Origin of the sequence: Thalassospira sp. SN3W (assembly GCF_038070535.1) — a bacterium.
In the GTDB taxonomy this organism is placed as follows: Bacteria; Pseudomonadota; Alphaproteobacteria; order Rhodospirillales; family Thalassospiraceae; genus Thalassospira; species Thalassospira xiamenensis.
The window spans coordinates 1,748,783-1,767,890 of sequence record NZ_CP121124.1 but is presented as its reverse complement, the minus strand read 5'-3'; the positions used below and the strand labels follow the sequence as shown (position 1 = coordinate 1,767,890).

Genomic DNA, 19,108 nt, shown 5'->3' with positions numbered 1-19,108 from the left:
GGAACTGATAGTATGACCACGATTAAAGTATCCGATACTTCGTTCGATTCCGACGTTCTGGGTTCCAATGACCCGGTCCTCGTCGATTTCTGGGCGGAATGGTGCGGCCCGTGCAAACAGATCGCGCCGTATCTGGACGAAATTGCTGGCGAACTGGGCGGCAAGCTCAAGATTGCCAAGGTAAACATCGATGAAAACCCGAACACCCCGGCAAAATACGGTGTACGTGGTATCCCGACCCTGATGATCTTCAAGGGTGGCGAAGTTGCCGCGATGAAAGTTGGCGCGCTGCCGAAAAGCGCTCTTGTCGACTGGATCAATCAGTCGATCTGATCATCTGATCGGTGACGATCTTAAAACATCAAAAGGCGGGCTGTGTCATGCAGCCCGCCTTTTTCTTTGAACTTTGTATCGAAGACTTGTGCCCGTTTGATCAGGCAGCCCGGATGTTCGCCAGGAAATCGTTGATTTGGGACATCAGGACGTGTGACTTGTCGCCAAGGCTTTCCGCAGCATCCATGACTTCGCCAGAAGCGCCTCGTTCGTCTTCGGCAGAGTGCCTGAGGCCGTTGACATTGCGTGACACTTCCTTGGTTCCCTCGGCGGCTTCGGACACATTACGGGCGATTTCACCCGTGGCGGCATCCTGTTCGCTGACGGCTGCGGCAATTCCACCTGCAACTTCGTTCAATTCGTTCATCCGACCCGAAAGGTGCTGGATTGCGCCCAGCGCATTTTGTGTCGATGACTGGATATCGTTGATCTGGGTTGCGATGTCTTCGGTTGCGCGGGTGGTCTGATTGGCAAGGTTCTTGACCTCGGCGGCCACCACGGCAAACCCTTTACCAGCTTCTCCTGCCCTTGCTGCTTCAATGGTCGCATTCAGTGCAAGAAGGTTTGTCTGTTCTGCAATCGACTGGATCAATTCAACAACTTCGCCAATCTTGTCGGATGCATTTCCGAGCGCAGCAAAGATAGAGCTGGCTTCCTCGGCTTCTTCGGCACCCGACTGGGCAATCTGCGAACTACGATTGACCTGAAGTGTGATTTCATCGATCGCGGCGGCAAGCTGTTCGGCGGCGGAGGCAACAGTGTCCACATTTGCCGACGCTTCTTCGGTTGCCGCCGCAACAGCGGTGGCTTGGTTGGTTGTCGACACCGATTGATCCATCATGTGGCTGGCTGTGCTGCGAAGCTGCGTTACCGCTGCATTAACAACTGTCAGGTTCCCGGCAACCTCTGTTTCAAAGTTGCGGATCATTGCATCGATCTTTTTGGCACGCTGAAGCTGTGCTTCCTGATTTTCCTGCTGTTCACGTTCAAGTTTGTCAGCTTGGATCCGGTTCTCGCGGAAAATCAGCAAGGCCCGTTGCAGGTCGCCAATTTCATCTTTGCGATCTGAATTTGTGATGGCGATTTCGGTATTGCCGTTTGCCAGATTGTTGATCGCGGTGGTGATCGATTTAAGCGGACGAGATGTCGACCGGTCGATCATGACGCCGAGGACAGCGATGATGAAAAGCATGGCAAATGCGACCACAATATTGGTAATCGCGCGCTGCCAGAATAATGCATCAACATCATCAATATAAATGCCGGTGGCAACGATCCAGCCAAACGGTGCGGCTTTGGCATAGGAAAGTTTGGGGAATGTGCCTTCCTTCCCCGGCTTGTTCCAGGTGTAAGGGACAAAAACACCGTCGCGCTGTCCGGCAGCCTTTGCCAATTCTACAAACAGTGCAATTCCGTTCGGGTCCTTGATGTCGCGGCCTTGCTTCCCATTCAACTGTGGCTGGACAGGGTGCAGAACAATTCTGGTATCCGGCTTGAATACAAAAACGTAATTGTCATCGCCAAAACGTTGCGCATTCAAGGCTGCAAGCGCCTGCTCTCGGGCATCTTCATCCGACAATTGTCCGTCTTTGGACAGTTGCTGATAATGCTCCAGGGTTGTGTTGGCCATTTCAACAACATTGCGAACAGTGTTTTTGCGATCATCAACCATGGTCGCGCGAAGGTTGATCAAATCAATTGCTGAAAGAGTGGTCAACGCAAGCGCAACGAGCACCAGAACCAGTCGTAGTTTTGTCGATATGGAAAGATTGGATAGGGTCATGAGCGTTTCCAGATAAGCCGTTGGTGGCATTCACGCCTCATCTCCAAAACGTGTGGGGACGGTGTTTCTGCCGGTTTTGTTATTCTTTTCCGGTTTTAGGCTTTTTCTAGACTGGAAATCTTGCGATAGATCAAAATCAACTGAAAGTTGCTTTTTGTCTTTTCCGAATGTGCCGTCCCAAAATACGTTGACGGTTTTCAGGACGGCACAGCTGAAAGTTCAGTATCAGATTGGCTTATGCCGCCCTGATATCGTTCAGGAACTGTTTGATTTGCTCCATCAGGTTTTGCGATTTGCTGTTCAGGCTGCCGGATGCCGCCAGAACCTGACCGGATGCTTCACGTTCTTCTTCGGCGGCCTTGCGCAAGCCGACGACGTTTTGCGCGACATCCTTGGTGCCGGTTGCGGCTTCGGCAACGTTGCGGGCAATTTCGCCGGTTGCTGCATCCTGTTCACGTACGGCGGCGGCAATGCTTGCCGAAACTTCGTTCAGTTCCTTCATCCGACCCGAAAGGTGCTGGATCGCGCCCAGTGCATTCTGGGTCGATTCCTGAATGCCGCCGATTTGACCGGCAATGTCTTCGGTCGCGCGCGTGGTCTGGTTGGCAAGGTTTTTGACCTCGGCCGCAACCACGGCAAAGCCTTTTCCGGCATCACCGGCACGGGCGGCCTCGATTGTGGCGTTGAGTGCCAGAAGATTGGTTTGCTCGGCAATCGACTGGATCAGTTCAACCACTTGCCCGATTTTGTCGGAAGCCGTTCCAAGTTCCGCAAAAATCGTACTTGCGTCATCGGCTTCGTTTGCACCCGCCTGTGCGATATCAGAGCTTCGCGAAACCTGCGACGTGATTTCATCGATGGATGCAGCAAGCTGTTCTGCCGCGGCTGCAACGGTATCGACATTGGCTGCTGCCTGTTCGGTTGCCACGGCAACGTTGGCCGCACGGCTCGTGGTTTCGTCAGACTGGCTGGCCATGCCTGTTGCCGTGGTGCGTAATTGCTCCAACGCGCTGTGAACCGTCGACAGATTGCCTTCGACTTCGATCTCGAAACTTTTAATCAGCTTTTCGACCTTTTCCGCGCGGGCAATCTGGGTTCTGTGCGTATCTTTCTGTTCCCGTTCAAGCTTTTCGGCCTGTTCGCGGTTTGACCTGAAAACATCAAGTGACCGGGCCAAGGCACCGATTTCATCACGCCGATCTGTTTCGTTTGTGGTGACGCTGGTATCGCCTTGGGCCAGTCTGTTAAGCGCCTCGGTGATCATTCGCAAGGGTCGGGTTGTTGATCTGTCAATCGCAAGTCCGGCCATTCCGATAACGATCAGCATGGCAATCGCAACAGCGATGTCATTGATGGCGGTTTGCCAGAAAATGTCATCAACATCATCGATATAAACGCCGGTTGTTATCACCCAGCCCCACGGCTTGAATGTTTCGGCATAGGCCAGTTTGGGAAATACCCCGTCATGCCCCGGTTTGTTCCACTCATAGGTCAGGAAACCGCCTTCGGGATGACGTGCTGCCTTGACCATTTCATCAAGGATCGGGACACCGTTGACATCAATCACCTGTTTACCGTTCTGGCCGTTCAGTTTTGGCTGGATGGGGTGCAGTATGACCTTGGTATCAAGACCCAGTACAAACACATAATTATTGTCAGCGTAACGCGCATTCTGAATAAACTCTGTTGCACGGTTCTGCGCTTCGTCGAGGGTGATCTCACCGGATTTGGCGAGCTGATCATAATGGCTAAAGATCGAACGGGTCATATCGACGACTTGCCGGACATTGGCTTTCTTTTCTTCGACCAGTGCAGATCGCAGGGTCACAAGATCAAAGACCGCCAGACCGCCCAGCGCAAAAGCCGTCATTACCAGTACCATCCGCAATTTGGCGGAAAGCGAGAAATTGGAGAGTTTCATCGGGTTCTCCGTGTTTGGGTGTAAACGGCGGAAACTGCATGCAGCAAAAGCTGTCAGGCCAGCATACCTGCAACATAAGGTTGTGCAGATATGCGGTTTTATAAAAAGAGCTTTGCCAATTGTTCCTGATCGAAATCAGAAAACCCGTGATAAAATGAAGAATCCTCAGTGAAATCAGTGAGTGAAATCAGTATCGCGGCGAGATCCGTAAACGAAAGAGGGATGCACATGGCATCCCTCTTTCGTTTGTTGTTGATATTTTTGGTTGCACGACGATCAGTATTCGTAAGGCGATCCGTCCATGTTTTCCATCAGGACTTCACGCTTGCCGACATGGTTGGCCGACGAAACAATGCCGTTTTCTTCCATCTGTTCGATGATGCGGGCTGCGCGGTTATAGCCGATAGACAATTTGCGCTGAATGAAGCTGGTGGATGCCTTTTTCTCGCGCAGGACAATGCCGACAGCCTGATTATACAGATCATCATCCGATCCATTCCCACCGCCGTCTGAACCGCCGCCACCGGCCATATAAGCCGCGACCGGATCTTCTTCGGGTTCTTCGGTAACGGTTTCGAGATAGGCCGGGTCGCCCTGATCGCGCAGATGGGCGACGATGCTTTCGACTTCCTCGTCCGATACGAACGGGCCGTGGACACGCTGCAATCGGCCACCTTGCCCCATATAGAGCATATCCCCCTGACCCAGAAGCTGTTCGGCACCCATTTCGCCAAGGATGGTCCGGGAATCGATTTTCGATGTCACGGAATAGGAAATTCGCGTCGGGAAGTTTGCCTTGATCGTACCGGTAATCACGTCGACCGACGGGCGCTGGGTTGCCATGATCAGATGCAGGCCAGCGGCACGGGCCATCTGCGCCAGTCGCTGGATCGATGCTTCAACATCCTTGCCCGCCACCAGCATCAGATCGGCCATTTCGTCGACGATGACCACGATAAACGGCAGTGGCTCCATCGGCAGTTCCTGATCTTCAAAGATCGGTTTGCCGGTTTCCGGATCAAAGCCGGTCTGAACGCGCCGCGTCAGCTGTTCGCCCTTGGCCGCCGCTTCCTTGATGCGTTTGTTGTAGCCCGCGATGTTTCTTACACCCACCTGGCTCATGGCGCGATACCGATCTTCCATTTCGCGCACTGCCCATTTAAGGGCAACAACCGCCTTGTGCGGGTCGGTCACAACCGGTGTCAGAAGATGCGGGATACCGTCATAAATCGACAGTTCCAGCATCTTCGGGTCGATCATGATGAAACGGCATTCTTCGGGCTTCAGGCGATAAAGCAGCGACAGGATCATCGCGTTGACCCCGACCGATTTACCCGAACCGGTGGTACCGGCAATCAGCAGGTGCGGCATCTTCGACAGGTCGGCAATTACCGGTGTGCCGCCGATATCCTTACCAAGGCTCATATTCAGTTTGCCGGTATTCTTTTCGAAATCGCTCGATGCCAGAATTTCGTGCAGATGTACGGTTTCGCGGCGTGCGTTTGGCAATTCGATCCCGATGACATTGCGCCCCGGTACCACCGCAACACGGGCGGCAATCGCGCTCATGGAACGCGCGATATCATCGGCCAGACCGATCACGCGTGATGACTTGACGCCTGCTGCTGGTTCAAGTTCATAAAGGGTAACAACCGGCCCGGGGCGAACCTGAACGATCTCGCCCTTGACGCCGAAGTCCTGAAGAACGGTTTCCAGAAGGCGGGCATTTTGCGCCAATGCTTCCTGATCAATCTGGGTTGCGTCTGCCGGGTCGGGTTCATGCAAAAGGCTAAGCGGCGGGAATCGGTAATCGTCTGATCCAAGATCAAACGACGCCTGACGCTGGGCCGATGCTTTTTCGCCGGGCTGCAATTTTGCCGCCGGGGCTGCGACAATATGAACCGGTGGCGCATGATCGGCGTCGTTGTAATCGTCTTCCTCGATATCATCGTCCTTGTTATGCGACGATGTTGCCGCTTGCAGACGGGTACTGATCGCAGCACCAAGGCCGGTTTTGCCTTTTTCCAGCGACGGTTCCTGACGCATGCGGGGATTGCGGGCTGCTGTCCGTTCGCCCGGGCGGTCATCTGTTGAATTGCCAGGAATGGCGCGGCCGATTGCGGAAATGATACCGCCTGCGATACGCGACAGGATCGAGCCGACTTTCTGCCATTCAGACATGTGATAGGCCATGCAGAACATGGTCAGGAAAAGACCAAGTATCATTGCAATCAGCGCAATCAGCGGACGTGCACCTGGCACGCCAATCATTTCGAACCCGTATTGAAGCTTGGAAAGCAGCAGATCACCGGCAAAACCACCAAACCCGACCGTGAGCGGCCAGTGCATACCCGGTCGGACCGCTGCCGCCGCGGTGGCGACCATCAGCAGGGCAAGCGGCAAAACCAGAAAACGTGCCCACATCCAGTTGAACGGCCGAACCGCAATCAGCCGCAGACCCCAGCCGAGGATCAAGACAGTAAGCAGCGCCGATGCCAGACCAAGCGTGCGCAACAACAGATCGGCGGTATAAGCCCCGAATGTTCCAAGCGGGTTGAAGATCACATCGCGATCAGCCGCATGGTTGAAAGACGGATCACCGGGATGAAAACCGATCAGCATCATGAAAAGGGCGATTGCTGCGCCAACCAGCGCAAGCCCGCAAAGCTGCAATCCGCTTCGTTTCAGCAGATTGACAAGACTGCCCGGCATAAAGGCGGTGCTGCGTGCGAGAAGGTTGGACTGACTGCTCATCGGGGTATCCGTTGTCGTTTCGTCGCTGTTGATCGGGCAGACTTGGTTCAGCTCAGGGCATCGGCGATACGTCGAAGCCCTTCGCGGGTGGTTTCAAGGTCATGAACAAGGGCAATGCGGATAAAGCGTTTTCCGGGATTGTTGCCATCTGCATCCGTGATCGACAGATAACTGCCCGGAATGACTTTTACCCCGGCTTCCACCCATATTTTTTTGGTTGCGGCTTCATCATCACCGACATCAAGCCACAGGAAAAAGCCCCCCGGCGGACGATAAAAACCAAACCGGTTGCCAAAAATTTCCTGCGCGACATCAATCTTGGCGCGATAAAGATCACGGTTTTCCGATGCGTGGGCATCATCGGCCCACAGTTCGGCGGATGCGGCCATGATCGGCATCGGAATCGTCGCCGAGCAATAGCTGCGCAAGGCGTTGAAGCGTTTGATAATCACGGGATCACCGGCAACGAACCCTGAACGCAATCCCGGCGCGCTGGATCGTTTCGACAGGCTATGGAAAACAACCACATTATCCATCCGGCCGTCCTGTGCTGCACAGATTTCAAGCGCACCAACCGGGGCCTCGCGATCATAGATATCGGCGTAGCATTCATCCATCGCCAGAACGAAATCATGTTCCTGTGCCATCGCAATAATGCGTTCAAGATAGTCGCGCGATGCAACGGCCCCTTGCGGATTGGCTGGGGAACACAGGAAAAACAGGCGGCACGCCTTAAGTGTTTCGATATCGATCTGATCAAGATCCGGCATGAAACCGGTTTCCGGTCCCGCCGCCAGCGGCACCATTTCCGCATCATTAAGGACTGCCGCACCGCAATAGACCTGATAGAACGGATTGGGCAAAAGAACCTTGGGTTTCGGGCCGGGTTGATCCTGCGGGATAACGCAGGTCGCAATCAGATAAAGCGCCTCGCGTGTTCCGGCGACCGGCAGAATATGAGCATCCCGATCAATCATGCCATCTGGCAGATTGTAACGGCGGTCAAGCCATCCCTTGATCGCACTGCGCAGTTCCGGCGTGCCGTTTCCGGGCGGGTATTTATGCCAGAGGCTGGCGTATTTCACCATGGCCTCGGTGATCATCGCGGGGGGCTCGTGCTGCGGCTCGCCAATCGACATCACCAATGGCGTCTTGCCGGGTTCAAGCCCTTCTAACAGGGCAGCAAGCCGTGGAAACGGATAGGCGGGCAATTGATCAAGGCGCTGGTTAAACATCGCGTTCGGCATTCCGGTCATGAATGGATCTCGCAGATCGACAGGCGTCAAAATGCAGGTATCCGCAAAATGTGGGCAATCTCCCCTGACTTTACCCCTATGCCAAAAATACAAAGAAAGATTTAAGGGCGATGGTATCCGTTGCGAAAAAGCCCGGAAAGTTGCGCTCTCCGGGCTTTTGGCAGAAAATTCGGGCAAAGAATTGGCAGATCAGCTGGCACGCGGATCATCCTCAGGATACGGGCCGGATGGAACCGTTTGCATGTTTTGTGCTTATCACTGTGCTTAAAAAGGTGGCATGGGCAAAATACAAAAGACCCGCCACTGGGAAATCCCAAGGCGGGTCAATCGGTCTGACAGGCTGGGTGCCATGCGAACATGGCACCCGTCAGGAAATCTGATCGCTTAGAAGCGCTGCGAACCTTTACCGAATTCCGGATAAGCTTCGAGGCCAAGCTCGACAGCATCGCTGCCCAGTGCTTCTTCTTCTTCGCTAAGGCGAATGCCAACCGTGAATTTCAGGATCAGCCACACGATTGCCGATGCAACAATGGTGAAGGCACCCATCGCAACAACACCGGTCAGCTGAACACCAAACGATGCACCGTCATTGGTGAACGGAACAGCCATGGTGCCCCAGATACCGCAGACAAGGTGAACCGAAACCGCACCGACAACGTCATCGATTTTCAGTTTGTCGAGCAGCGGAACCGCAACAACAACCAGAATACCGCCGATGGCGCCGATGATGATGGCAGAACCGATGGTCGGGGTGTCCGGGCCAGCAGTAATCGAGACCAGACCAGCCAGTGCACCGTTAAGTGCCATGGTAAGGTCGACCTTTTTGTAGAGGATCTGGGTCAGGATTGCTGCGGCAACAACGCCACCGGCAGCAGCCATCGAGGTGTTGCCGTAAATGTTGGCAATCGCGATAACGTCAGCGGCCGAACCCATTGCAAGTTGCGAACCACCGTTGAAGCCGAACCAGCCGAGCCACAGAACGAAGGTACCAAGCGTTGCCAGCGGCAGGTTCGAGCCGGGCATCGGATGAACCGAACCGTCCGCACCATATTTGCCTTTACGTGCACCAAGGATGATTGCGCCGGTCAAAGCCGCCCAGCCACCAACCGAGTGAACAATGGTCGAGCCTGCGAAATCGGCAAAGCCCATTTCTGACAGCCAGCCACCGCCCCAGGTCCATGCACCGGTAATCGGATACATGATACCGGTCAGGACGACGACGAAAATCATGAACGGCCACAGTTTGATACGTTCGGCAACGGTACCGGAAACGATCGAAGCTGCGGTTGCAACGAACACCATCTGGAAGAACCAGTCGGAGGTCGCCGAATACCCGCCAGAGAAATCGCCACCAAGTGCAGCAGCGTCATCAGCGCTCCAGAGGCTGAGCGAACCGATCCAGCCGGAAACGTCCATATACATAAGGTTATAACCGATCAGGTAATACATGATACCTGCAACGGCGAAGAGGGCGATGTTTTTGAAAAGAATGGTCGATACGTTTTTGGTCCGCACCAGGCCGGATTCCAGCATGGCAAAGCCGGCGGCCATCCACATCACCAGCGCACCGCTAAACAGGAAGCTGAAGGTGTTGAGGATGTATTGGGTCTCGGCCGGAACGCCCGCGTCCTGAGCAAAGGCCGGTGACGTGATTGCCAGCGCAGCGGCCCCGGCAAGAGCGGCAAAGCCGGTTTTCTTCATCGGAATGTTCATAATGTCTCCCCTTGTCTCTGGACTTACAGGGCGTCGTCGCCGGTTTCGCCCGTGCGGATACGTACCGCCTGGCTCACATCAAGAACGAAAATCTTTCCGTCCCCGATTTTCCCGGTCTGAGCAGTTTTGGTGATGGCTTCGACAACCTGATCAACCAGATTATCCGTGATCGCGACTTCCAGCTTCACTTTGGGCAGGAAGCTGACCATGTATTCAGCGCCACGATAAATTTCGGTCTGGCCTTTCTGGCGGCCAAAACCTTTGACTTCAGTCACCGTCAGGCCCTGAACGCCCAGCGCACTAAGCGCTTCACGGACTTCATCGAGCTTGAAAGGCTTAATGACAGCAGTAACGAGTTTCATAATATTGCGACCTCCCGGCATATCCGTTGAGTACCGACGTGGTAATCACGATTTCGCAGTCGCAACCTACAAACCAAGAATCGTGCCAGATTCGAAATCAATCTTCTAATACGTTGAATCTTATATATATTCCTCAACAAACAGGTCATCTGATCGGGTGATGCAAAACGCGGGCAGGATACTAATTGTGCATAGATTTTGGCGTTGATTAAAATTTATGCACAAATTTTAATCAACTATAGCGATCTAAAAATCTGTTTTCCGTCAAGGCGATGTCGTGGCGGCATTGCTGTCATCAGGATCGAGAATGTCCGGATTGACGCAATGTGCGGTATTTTCCTGGTCCGGCTTGTGGCCGTGGTCGTGACGCGTTAAATCAGATGCATCTTTCGACGGCTGTTTTACGTAAAAACTGTCGAAGCATGGATTTTCCAGTCAGGTGTCATGCGACTTTGCCCGGCTGGCGCAGAAAGCAAAGGTGTGCACGATGGTTGCTCAGCAGGAAACGATTAAGGCCGATGTCATCATTCTTGGCGGGGGGCTGAATGGTGCGGCGATGGGGCTTGCGCTTGCGCATGGTGGCCTGCGTTCCGTTGTGATTGATTACGCTGACCCCAAAGCCATCCTCACTGCCAATTATGATGGACGTACTTGCGCCATAGCTGCGGCTTCCCGGTCCGTGCTTGATGTGATTGGTGTATGGAAATATATGGCGGACGAAGCCGAACCGATCCTTGATATCAGGATTGCAGACGGCGTAAGTCCGCTGTTCCTTCATTATGATCATAAAGATGTCGGAAACCAGCCTTTGGGCTACATCGTCGAGAATCTGATCACACGTGGCGCGCTTTATCGGGCTATTGCCGAAACCGATCTGGTCGAAATGATCGCACCGGCACGTGTTGAAACCATTGCACGTGATCAGGGCGGCATGACGGTTACATTGGCAGATGGCCGGTCTGTCCGCGGCGCGTTGGCCATTGGCGCCGAAGGGCGCAATTCGATGCTGCGGAATTGGGCGGGCATCAAGACCTACCAATGGAGCTACAGGCAAAGTGCGGTGGTCTGTACGGTCAAGCACAAGGTGCCCCATAACGGTCTTGCCGTGGAGCATTTCCTGCCCGCCGGACCATTTGCCATTTTGCCGATGACCGATGATCGTTGTTCGATCGTCTGGACGGAAACAACCGATCTCGCCAATTATCTTGTCAATCTGGACGAGGAGACGTTTGTCGACGAATTGCATCGGCGGTTTGACGGCTACCTTGGTGATCTTGAAGTCATCGGTCCGCGTTTTTGTTATCCGCTCGGTTTGCAGCATGCCTATCGCTACACCGATCCGCGCATCGCCCTGATCGGGGATGCGGCCCATGGCATGCACCCGATTGCCGGGCAGGGGCTTAATATGGGGATACGCGATGTCGCGGCCCTTGCCGAGATTCTTGTCGAAGCCCGCCGCCTTGGTCGCGATATCGGTGGTTCTGATGTTTTGGCTGAATACGAGCAATGGCGCCGCTTTGATAATACCGTGATGCTGGCGGTTACCGATGTGACCAATCGGCTGTTTTCCAATGATGTTGCGCCGGTGCGTTGGGCGCGTGATATCGGGCTTGCTGTGGTTCAGAAAATCCCGCCGCTCAAAAAGACTTTCATGTCCCATGCCATGGGGTATGCGGGGACTCTGCCGCGCCTGATGCAGGGTAAACCGCTTTAATCTTCCCCCATCCAGATGGTGATTGATGCCAAAAGGCGATCTTTGATTTCTAAAGATCGCCTTTTGGTTTGGCTATCTGCGCACAGTTAAAAACAATTCAAAATTGTGTCGCTTTTTGTCGTGCCGTGTTGATTTGAGTCAAGCATTTCGCATTTGCGAAGATGCAGTGTCCCCATGACGTATTTTTGAATGCAGGGGATAAACATGACACTTACCCGGAAATTGATGACCACAGTGGCCAGCTGCGCTGTTGTTGGCACGATGATGATTGCGGCAACTGGCGCACAGGCGCAGGAAGCGGCATTTAAAACCAAACAGGCAGGCGATATCCTTATTCGCGGCCGTATCGTCGGCGTGGTCCCGGACGAAGACATCACCAGCGGCACGCTTGCGGGTGAAGGCAAGGTTGATGACGATGTTATTCCTGAAGTGGATTTTTCCTACTTCATTACCGATAACATTGCGCTGGAATTGATCGCTGGTACCTCCAAGCATGATGTGACTTGGAATACCGGCTCCAGCAATCTGGACCTTGGCAGTGTGCGTCTGCTGCCACCGACTTTGACCGCACAATATCACTTCATGGCCGATCAGCGTTTCAGCCCGTATATTGGTGCCGGCATCAATTACACGTTCTTCTATGACAGCAAACCGGGTCAGTTCAATTCCGTCAAATATGACGATGGCTTTGGCTATGCCTTCCAGGCTGGCTTTGACTATGCCATTTCCGGGCCGTGGTCGCTGAACGTGGACGTTAAAAAGATTTACCTGAATACCGACGTCTCTGTGAACGGTGGCGCGGTGAAAGCCGATGCAGACCTCGATCCGTGGCTGTTCGGTATCGGTGTCGGTTACCGCTTCTGATCACTGCCGACGGCAAACTTTCCGGTTTGTTGTCTGATCCCAGGAACGGTCCTGACTTTGTTGTCAGGGCCGTTTTTGATTATGGGGCCGGATGGAATGGGCGGCTCATCGAAAACAGGGATGTCTGTTGCCTTAACGGCGCACAGGATCGCGTGACAGGCCACGTATCTCAAGTGCACGAAGGTAATCAGCCCAGAGCTGATCTTGATTGGCATGCAGGTCACGCAGATACTGCCAGCTGTACAATCCGCTATCATGCAGATCATCAAATGAAAGGCGCACTGCATAGTTCCCGACCGGGACGATGTCGATAATGCCGACATGACGGCGGCCGGGGATGATTTTTTTCTCGGACGGATGGTGTCCCTGAACCTCGGCAGACGGGCTTTCGACCCGCAGAAGTTCGGCACTGAATTTTGACGTCAGCCCATCATCCCAGATGATTTCCAGAATGTGCTCATCACGCAGATAGTTGATCTCAACCGGACTGAAACGCGGGGTAAAGCTGTCTTCCGACATGAAAGCCGTCACAATCAGTCTGCGATGACACGGGCTTCGTCAGGCAGCATGATCGGAATGCCATCGCGGATCGGATAGGCAAGGCCCGCCTTGACGCTGATCAGCTCATTCCGTTCGCGATTATATTCCAGCGTTTCCTTCGTGACCGGGCAAACGAGGATTTCAAGCAATTTCGGGTCTACCGGGCTATGTGTCGCGGTCATTGTCTGGCCTTCATATCACTTTAATTGGTGGCTGTTTGCGGGGCCCGTGGATGGGCCGCCATTTCCAGCAAGGTTGTCAGCATGTCACCGCGATCATACAGGCTTGCGCATTCGAGCAAAGCCTGTTTTTCAAGCGGGCTGAGGCGGCAGCCCATTGCAATGGCCGTCACCAGCATTTCATCATCCGTATCGCTCAGCGTATCCCAGCAGGATCGCAATGAATGCTGGGCAAAATAGCCTTCCAATGCTTGACGGAGCCGGTCGCGATTGATGGGCTGCAAATCCGGGGATGGCAACAGCAGGTCATCCTTCCATGGGGCGAAATCACCAAGCACTGCACGATATCCGCCACTTTGCATCGGCAGTTCTTCGATGATGTTGAATCGGCAGACACCCGTTAGCGTGATCAGGAAACGGCCATCATCCGTTTCACTGAACGCCGTGATGCGACCCGCACAGCCGGTCTGGAACACCGGCGGATTGTCGGGGTCCATGTGATAGGTGTTTCGCCCGTCCGGGCGTGGCTGAACCATGCCGATCATGCGGTCCTGTCCCAGGGCATCCGTGATCATGTTCAGATAGCGGGGCTCGAAGATATTGAGCGGCAGATGGCCACGCGGCAGCAAAAGCGCACCACTTAGCGGAAAAACCGGCATTGTATCTGGAAGATCCGAAAAACTGGGATCAAAAGGACCGCATATGCTCATGAAAACAAAACCGTCGAAAGTGCGCGGCGCCCCGCAACGCTAGCCGGGTCCATTGGGCCCCAGGCCTCGAAAAATTTAATCAGTTGGGTGCGACCGGCATCGTCGTTCCAGCTGCGATCCTTGCGAATGATCGCAATCATGGCGTTGACAGCTTCTTCACGCTTGTTGGTGGCAAAGCAGGCCATGCCCAAATCAAACTGTGCCTGCAGGTCTTCCGGATTGGCGGCCACTTTGGCACGCGCAACATCAAGGTCTTCCTTGCTGTAGCCCGTTTCCGCCAGTTCAAGCGCACTGATCGCGGATGCAATCGGCGCTTTCAGGCGGTCTGCTTCGGCCATGTTATCTACAAAATGGCGGGTTTCTTCAATTTCACCCATGGCGACCATGCAGCGGATCATGCCGCCGATTGCTGTTTCGTTTTGCGGTTCACGTTCAAGGACGCCAACATAAAGGCCGTGGGCTGTTTCATGGTCGTCATCCGCCAGTGCGCCTGCCGCCTGATCCAGAATTGCGGCAATCGGGCTTTCAATCGGGCCGCCTGCAAGGCGCTCGTAGAAGGCGCGGACTTCGCTTTCGGGCTGTGCGCCCTGAAAACCATCTACCGGTCGGCCACCCTTAAAGGCATAGACCGTTGGAACGGACTGAATGCGCAATTGCATCGCCAGTTCCTGATTCTCGTCGATATTGACCTTGACCAGCTTTACGCGCCCACCAGCTTCGCGTGTGACCTTTTCGATGGTCGGGGTCAGGCTTTTGCACGGACCGCACCAAGGGGCCCAGAAATCGACGACAACAGGTACTTCCATCGAGGGTTCGATGACGTCCTGGACAAATGTTTCTACGCTGCTGTCCTTGATCAGGTCTTTGTCCTGTCCGGCGGTCGGGGTGGTGTTCGCAGCGGTGGCGTCAAGAATGATGGACATTATTGCTTTACTCTCTAATTCTGGATTCTAGATGATGCCGCAACCGCTGTTCGACAAGGGGTCCAACCATAACATTAGGTAAGTCTTATAGCTTAATGTTTCGCGGTAAAAGGCTTTGTGAGCATTTGTTCGGAATCAGAACGAACCAATTTCCTCGTCAAAATCGACAATTCTGATTTCGTAGCCAAGACTGGTGATAAATCGAAGCAGATCATCCGATTGAATTGTCGTGGTTCTATCATTCCGCAAGGGGTGGAAGTTAAGAATGTCGCCTTTGGCCAGCTTTGAATCGAGGGCAAAGTTGACCTTGCGCGCATGATCGTTGATCAGGGCAAACGGTGTGACGGATCCGGGAATGACGCCCAGCGTCTCAAGCAGCAGCTCCGGTTTGCCAAAAGAAAGGCGCGCGCAGCCCAGTGTCTTGTGCAGATGGTTCATGCGGATTTCGGTATTTTCCTCGGCCACGACAAGCCACAGGGCATCTTTCTTGTCTTTGACAAAAAGGTTCTTGGAATGAAGGCCTGGCAAATCCCCGCGCAGCTTTTGCGAATCCTCGACCGTGAATAACGGCACATGCGCGTGAGTGCTGGTTTTGATCCCAAGATTTTCGAGATAATCGAAAAGTGCGGTTGATGGATCACTCATCCTGTTTTCCTTCTGGCTGGGTCGCGCGAAGATCGTCAGATTGCAATTAGGACGCAAATTGCAGCATGTTGGCGTGATTTCCCTGTTTTAAGGGTAAAAAGTCAAGGAAAACCGCCATTCTGGATGTGGCGGCGATTTGATGGAAAAAAGGGTTGCAATCGCGTTTTGTTGGGCTATTATCCGCGCCGCTCCACAGGGGCAGGAAATACTGATGAATGCGGGCGTAGCTCAGGGGTAGAGCATAACCTTGCCAAGGTTAGGGTCGAGAGTTCGAATCTCTTCGCCCGCTCCATCAGGTGGTTTCCTTGATCATGCTTTCATGATGATGCGGGCGTAGCTCAGGGGTAGAGCATAACCTTGCCAAGGTTAGGGTCGAGAGTTCGAATCTCTTCGCCCGCTCCATGATGAAAGTTTAAAAACGGCTGTCCTTCGGGGCGGCCTTTTTTGTTTTGGTCTTGCGGTTCCCAATAAGATGTCGTTTTTTGGAAAAATGCACGACAATCAGGACAACGATTACCCCCAAAACATTATCTGGACCGTCGGTTATGCGGGTCATGACCGCGACAGTTTGCTTGCCCTTCTGAAGGGGCAGGATATTACGGCGGTGGCCGACATCCGGACTTTTCGCGGATCGAATTACTGGAAGGCGTTTGACGCCGATACCTTTGGCCCGTTCCTGCGCGAGAACGGCATTGCTTACGTTTTCATGGGCGATCTGCTGGGTGGAAAGCCACAAGACCCGACACTTTATCCGAACGGTCGACTGGACTATGACCTGATGGCAGCACGCCCGGAATTCAAAGCCGGGATTGATCGTCTGATCTCGGGCGCAGGCAAATACCGAATCTGCCTGATGTGCGCGGAAAAGGATCCGCTGGATTGCCACCGCACATTGCTGATCGCGCCGGTACTCAAGGCCGCTGGGTTTGATTTGCGGCACCTGGTTTCCGACGGGCGTGTGGAAACCCAGGCCGAGACGGAAAAGCGCATGATTGCGATCAATGGCGGCGATACAGCCGATTTGTTCGCTGCCAGCGCACCGGATCCCGATGCCGATCTGGTTCTGGCCCTTAAGAAGCAAATTGTCAAAGCGGCTCCGCTTGCAGATGACGCAATAAAATCCAGAAAACGGCAAAATAATTTCTAATATTTCATGTCTTAAAACGCGTTATCGCCATTTTTTGAAAATGGTCATTTTGTATAATTCAAGTTTATATTTCATTCTATTTTACGAATGTTGCTGTACGCGGGAATATATATTTAAATCTGCAGTTGATGTTGTTGTCAGTTGCAGGAGGGCGTTGTGGCACTCGTTACCGGAACGGAAGGCAATGATAGCCTTGTCGGATCAAGTGATAATGACACGATTTATGGCTTGGCCGGAGATGATCAGCTTTATGGCGCTGGCAGGGATGACGAGCTAACGGGCGGACCGGGGGCCGATTTGCTTGACGGTGGCCCCGGAGGACGTGATAGCGCCAACTACGATACCGATACCGCAACACAAGGCGTGATTGTTGATCTGCAAGCCGGAACCGGTCACGGGGGCGAGGCACAAGGCGACCGGCTTGTTGGCATCGAAGTGGTCGAAGGAAGTCCGTTTGACGATACCGTAATCGGCGATGACGCAAGCAATGTGCTTTGGGGGCGCGGTGGCAGCGATTTGCTGCTGGGCGGTGACGGCGACGATTTTCTGTACGGCGATTATCTTGGCAATGATCCGGGCAACGACACCCTGCTGGGCGGAAGCGGGAACGATACCCTCACAGGGCGCGACGGCGAGGATACCCTTCTGGGTGGTGACGGGGATGATATGTTAAGCCCCGGTGCCGATGCGGACTATGTCGATGGCGGTGCTGGAAGCGACACATTGCGCTACAATGGTGATGCCGGTGTTTCGATCAACCTTGAAACCGGTGTTTTTCAGGGCGGCGAAGCCGAAGGCGACGTTGTCCATGATATCGAAAATCTATACGGCACAATCCATGATGACCTGTTAATCGGCGACGCTGGTCGAAATGTTCTGCAGGGACATTTTGGCGATGATGTTCTGCGTGGTGGGGACGGGCATGATGTGCTGCATGGTGGCAATGGGCATGACATCATCGAGGGTGGCGACGGCAACGATTTCCTGCGCGGCAATAGCGACAGATATCCAGAGGATGATGGCCCGGACACGTTTTTGTGGCGGGTGTTTGAAGGCGGTGCCGAACGCGACCGTATTGCCGATTTTGAAACCGGTTCCAACGGTGACAGGCTTCAGTTCGGAATCGAGTTTCAGGAAAAAAGCGGCATCCATGACTTCGCTGATTTTCTAGAGCATGCAGAGGAAACGGACGCCGGGTTGTATGTCGATTTTAGTGATGGTCGGCATTACGATTATGGTGTCCTGATTGAAAATACCGATCTTGCCGATTTCACCGAGGACAATATTGTGTTCGAGGACAGCATGATCGGTTAAAGGCAAATTGCTTTAGCCCATGATGTTATAACCACCATCGATATGGATGACGTCGCCCGTGATCCCGCGTGACCGGTCGCTGGCAAGGAAAGCGGCCAGTTCCCCGATCTCGTCGATGGTAACCAGCCTGCGTCCCGGTGCCCGGCTTTGGGCGGTGGTCATAAGGTGATCAAACTCGGCAATGCCCGATGCCGCCCGTGTCAGAAGGGGGCCGGGTGAAATCGCATGGACCTGAATGTTTTTCGGGCCAAGTTCGGCCGCCATGTATCGGGTGGCACTTTCAAGCGCGGCCTTGACCGGGCCCATCACGCCATAATGATCAATAACCCGCTCCGACCCCATATAGGTGACGGTCAAAAGTGCGCCACCGTCGATCATCAACGGCTCTGCACGCTTTGCCAGTCGCTGGAATGAATGGCACGAAATATCCATCGCGGTCAGAAACCCGTCGCGTGAACAGTCGATCACGCGTCCATGCAGGTCATCGCCAGGCGCAAATGCGATGGAATGCAGGACAAAATCCAGTTTTCCCCATTGATCGGAAATTGCCGCGAACAATCGATCCATCTGGTCTTCGTTCTGAACATCAAGCGGGGTGATGATCGCGGCGTTTAGTCCCTCTGCCAAGGGGCGGACATGCTTTTCGGCCTTGTCGTTCAGATAGGTGATCGCAAGCTCTGCACCCTCCCGGTTGAAAATTCGGGCACAGCCATAGGCAATCGATTTGTCGTTGGCAATTCCGACGATAAGGCCCTTCTTTCCTGCCAGCACTTGGCATCTCCTGCTTTGAGTTGTTTTGCGGATGCGAAGCGGACTCCTGATTCGCAAGCGATACAAAGCTTAAATGATTTTGCGATGCAGCAAAGTGTAAAATTCTGTGACAATCCCCAATTGGAATACAGGGCTCCGTTGATCGGAACCTATTGAGTGAACGATTTTTTTTTGTGCAG

The 19,108-nt window shown here is 53.7% G+C and carries 17 protein-coding genes and 2 tRNA genes; 7 read left to right on the top strand and 12 right to left on the bottom strand.

The window, feature by feature from the left end; translation table 11 throughout:
• Nucleotides 1-12: 12 nt before the first annotated feature.
• On the top strand, nt 13-333 hold the full coding sequence (gene trxA, locus P8T57_RS07800) for a thioredoxin TrxA (RefSeq protein WP_007088718.1): 321 nt from the start codon (nt 13-15) through the stop codon (nt 331-333).
• A gap of 100 nt (nt 334-433) precedes the next feature.
• On the opposite strand, the gene P8T57_RS07795 is transcribed toward trxA (P8T57_RS07800), so the two are convergent.
• The 6 genes from P8T57_RS07795 to P8T57_RS07770 all read right to left on the bottom strand — a co-directional run bounded on the left by P8T57_RS07795 (nt 434) and on the right by P8T57_RS07770 (nt 10,122).
• Complete coding sequence (locus P8T57_RS07795; protein WP_341365084.1) at nt 434-2,116, bottom strand: cache domain-containing protein; 1,683 nt, start codon at nt 2,114-2,116, stop codon at nt 434-436.
• Nucleotides 2,117-2,351: 235 nt separating this feature from the next.
• Nucleotides 2,352-4,037, bottom strand: a complete 1,686-nt coding sequence (locus P8T57_RS07790; protein WP_341365083.1) for a cache domain-containing protein — start codon at nt 4,035-4,037, stop codon at nt 2,352-2,354.
• 276 nt (nt 4,038-4,313) lie between these two features.
• Nucleotides 4,314-6,791: a DNA translocase FtsK gene (locus P8T57_RS07785; protein ID WP_007088721.1), complete on the bottom strand. Its 2,478-nt coding sequence runs from the start codon at nt 6,789-6,791 to the stop codon at nt 4,314-4,316.
• 47 nt (nt 6,792-6,838) lie between these two features.
• A complete protein-coding gene (locus P8T57_RS07780; RefSeq protein WP_341365082.1) occupies nt 6,839-8,047 on the bottom strand; it encodes an aminotransferase class I/II-fold pyridoxal phosphate-dependent enzyme in 1,209 nt (402 codons plus the stop codon).
• Nucleotides 8,048-8,431: 384 nt separating this feature from the next.
• Nucleotides 8,432-9,760 carry an ammonium transporter gene (locus P8T57_RS07775; protein WP_007088724.1) on the bottom strand — a complete coding sequence of 443 codons (1,329 nt, stop codon included), beginning with the start codon at nt 9,758-9,760 and terminating at the stop codon, nt 8,432-8,434.
• 23 nt (nt 9,761-9,783) lie between these two features.
• Nucleotides 9,784-10,122: a P-II family nitrogen regulator gene (locus P8T57_RS07770; protein WP_007088725.1), complete on the bottom strand. Its 339-nt coding sequence runs from the start codon at nt 10,120-10,122 to the stop codon at nt 9,784-9,786.
• A gap of 487 nt (nt 10,123-10,609) precedes the next feature.
• Here P8T57_RS07770 and P8T57_RS07765 point away from each other — a divergent pair, with 487 nt between their 5' ends.
• Entirely contained in the window at nt 10,610-11,836 is a 1,227-nt protein-coding gene (locus P8T57_RS07765; protein WP_341365081.1) for a UbiH/UbiF/VisC/COQ6 family ubiquinone biosynthesis hydroxylase, read from the top strand.
• A 204-nt stretch (nt 11,837-12,040) separates the two neighbouring features.
• Nucleotides 12,041-12,700, top strand: a complete 660-nt coding sequence (locus tag P8T57_RS07760) for an OmpW family outer membrane protein (RefSeq protein ID WP_341365080.1) — start codon at nt 12,041-12,043, stop codon at nt 12,698-12,700.
• Nucleotides 12,701-12,832: 132 nt separating this feature from the next.
• On the opposite strand, the gene P8T57_RS07755 is transcribed toward P8T57_RS07760, so the two are convergent.
• The 5 genes from P8T57_RS07755 to P8T57_RS07735 form a co-directional block, all read right to left on the bottom strand.
• A complete protein-coding gene (locus P8T57_RS07755; protein WP_341365079.1) occupies nt 12,833-13,219 on the bottom strand; it encodes a DUF971 domain-containing protein in 387 nt (128 codons plus the stop codon).
• Between the two features lie 14 nt (nt 13,220-13,233).
• Nucleotides 13,234-13,422, bottom strand: a complete 189-nt coding sequence (locus P8T57_RS07750) for a Trm112 family protein (protein WP_341365078.1) — start codon at nt 13,420-13,422, stop codon at nt 13,234-13,236.
• 20 nt (nt 13,423-13,442) lie between these two features.
• Nucleotides 13,443-14,129 carry an LON peptidase substrate-binding domain-containing protein gene (locus tag P8T57_RS07745; RefSeq protein WP_341365077.1) on the bottom strand — a complete coding sequence of 229 codons (687 nt, stop codon included), beginning with the start codon at nt 14,127-14,129 and terminating at the stop codon, nt 13,443-13,445.
• Nucleotides 14,126-15,052, bottom strand: coding sequence for a thioredoxin (gene trxA / locus P8T57_RS07740; protein WP_341365076.1), 927 nt, complete (start codon nt 15,050-15,052; stop codon nt 14,126-14,128). Before trxA (P8T57_RS07740) ends, P8T57_RS07745 begins: the two co-directional genes overlap by 4 nt.
• A 135-nt stretch (nt 15,053-15,187) precedes the next feature.
• Nucleotides 15,188-15,697 (bottom strand): prolyl-tRNA synthetase associated domain-containing protein, encoded by a 510-nt coding sequence (locus tag P8T57_RS07735; RefSeq protein ID WP_007088732.1) that lies wholly within the window; start codon nt 15,695-15,697, stop codon nt 15,188-15,190.
• A gap of 217 nt (nt 15,698-15,914) precedes the next feature.
• Here P8T57_RS07735 and P8T57_RS07730 point away from each other — a divergent pair.
• The 4 genes from P8T57_RS07730 to P8T57_RS07715 all read left to right on the top strand — a co-directional run bounded on the left by P8T57_RS07730 (nt 15,915) and on the right by P8T57_RS07715 (nt 18,158).
• Nucleotides 15,915-15,989: transfer RNA gene (locus tag P8T57_RS07730), tRNA-Gly, on the top strand.
• Nucleotides 15,990-16,024: 35 nt separating this feature from the next.
• Nucleotides 16,025-16,099, top strand: a tRNA-Gly gene (locus tag P8T57_RS07725).
• A gap of 70 nt (nt 16,100-16,169) precedes the next feature.
• Complete coding sequence (locus tag P8T57_RS07720; RefSeq protein ID WP_341365075.1) at nt 16,170-16,844, top strand: DUF488 domain-containing protein; 675 nt, start codon at nt 16,170-16,172, stop codon at nt 16,842-16,844.
• Between the two features lie 156 nt (nt 16,845-17,000).
• The gene (locus P8T57_RS07715; protein ID WP_341365074.1) at nt 17,001-18,158 is read left to right on the top strand and encodes a calcium-binding protein; all 1,158 of its coding nucleotides are present in this window, start codon (nt 17,001-17,003) and stop codon (nt 18,156-18,158) included.
• A 12-nt stretch (nt 18,159-18,170) separates the two neighbouring features.
• Here the strand turns inward: P8T57_RS07715 and fabI are convergent, their stop codons facing one another.
• A complete protein-coding gene (gene fabI, locus P8T57_RS07710) occupies nt 18,171-18,929 on the bottom strand; it encodes an enoyl-ACP reductase FabI (protein WP_007088735.1) in 759 nt (252 codons plus the stop codon).
• Nucleotides 18,930-19,108 lie beyond the last annotated feature (179 nt).

Excerpts from the sequence above, each read along its gene's own strand:
- trxA (WP_007088718.1), top strand. The coding sequence starts at position 13 with ATGACCACGATTAAAGTATCCGATACTTCGTTCGATTCCGACGTTCTG.
- P8T57_RS07795 (WP_341365084.1), bottom strand. The coding sequence starts at position 2,116 with ATGACCCTATCCAATCTTTCCATATCGACAAAACTACGACTGGTTCTG.
- P8T57_RS07790 (WP_341365083.1), bottom strand. The coding sequence starts at position 4,037 with ATGAAACTCTCCAATTTCTCGCTTTCCGCCAAATTGCGGATGGTACTG.
- P8T57_RS07785 (WP_007088721.1), bottom strand. The coding sequence starts at position 6,791 with ATGAGCAGTCAGTCCAACCTTCTCGCACGCAGCACCGCCTTTATGCCG.
- P8T57_RS07780 (WP_341365082.1), bottom strand. The coding sequence starts at position 8,047 with ATGACCGGAATGCCGAACGCGATGTTTAACCAGCGCCTTGATCAATTG.
- P8T57_RS07775 (WP_007088724.1), bottom strand. The coding sequence starts at position 9,760 with ATGAACATTCCGATGAAGAAAACCGGCTTTGCCGCTCTTGCCGGGGCC.
- P8T57_RS07770 (WP_007088725.1), bottom strand. The coding sequence starts at position 10,122 with ATGAAACTCGTTACTGCTGTCATTAAGCCTTTCAAGCTCGATGAAGTC.
- P8T57_RS07765 (WP_341365081.1), top strand. The coding sequence starts at position 10,610 with ATGGTTGCTCAGCAGGAAACGATTAAGGCCGATGTCATCATTCTTGGC.
- P8T57_RS07760 (WP_341365080.1), top strand. The coding sequence starts at position 12,041 with ATGACACTTACCCGGAAATTGATGACCACAGTGGCCAGCTGCGCTGTT.
- P8T57_RS07755 (WP_341365079.1), bottom strand. The coding sequence starts at position 13,219 with ATGTCGGAAGACAGCTTTACCCCGCGTTTCAGTCCGGTTGAGATCAAC.
- P8T57_RS07750 (WP_341365078.1), bottom strand. The coding sequence starts at position 13,422 with ATGACCGCGACACATAGCCCGGTAGACCCGAAATTGCTTGAAATCCTC.
- P8T57_RS07745 (WP_341365077.1), bottom strand. The coding sequence starts at position 14,129 with ATGAGCATATGCGGTCCTTTTGATCCCAGTTTTTCGGATCTTCCAGAT.
- trxA (WP_341365076.1), bottom strand. The coding sequence starts at position 15,052 with ATGTCCATCATTCTTGACGCCACCGCTGCGAACACCACCCCGACCGCC.
- P8T57_RS07735 (WP_007088732.1), bottom strand. The coding sequence starts at position 15,697 with ATGAGTGATCCATCAACCGCACTTTTCGATTATCTCGAAAATCTTGGG.
- P8T57_RS07720 (WP_341365075.1), top strand. The coding sequence starts at position 16,170 with ATGTCGTTTTTTGGAAAAATGCACGACAATCAGGACAACGATTACCCC.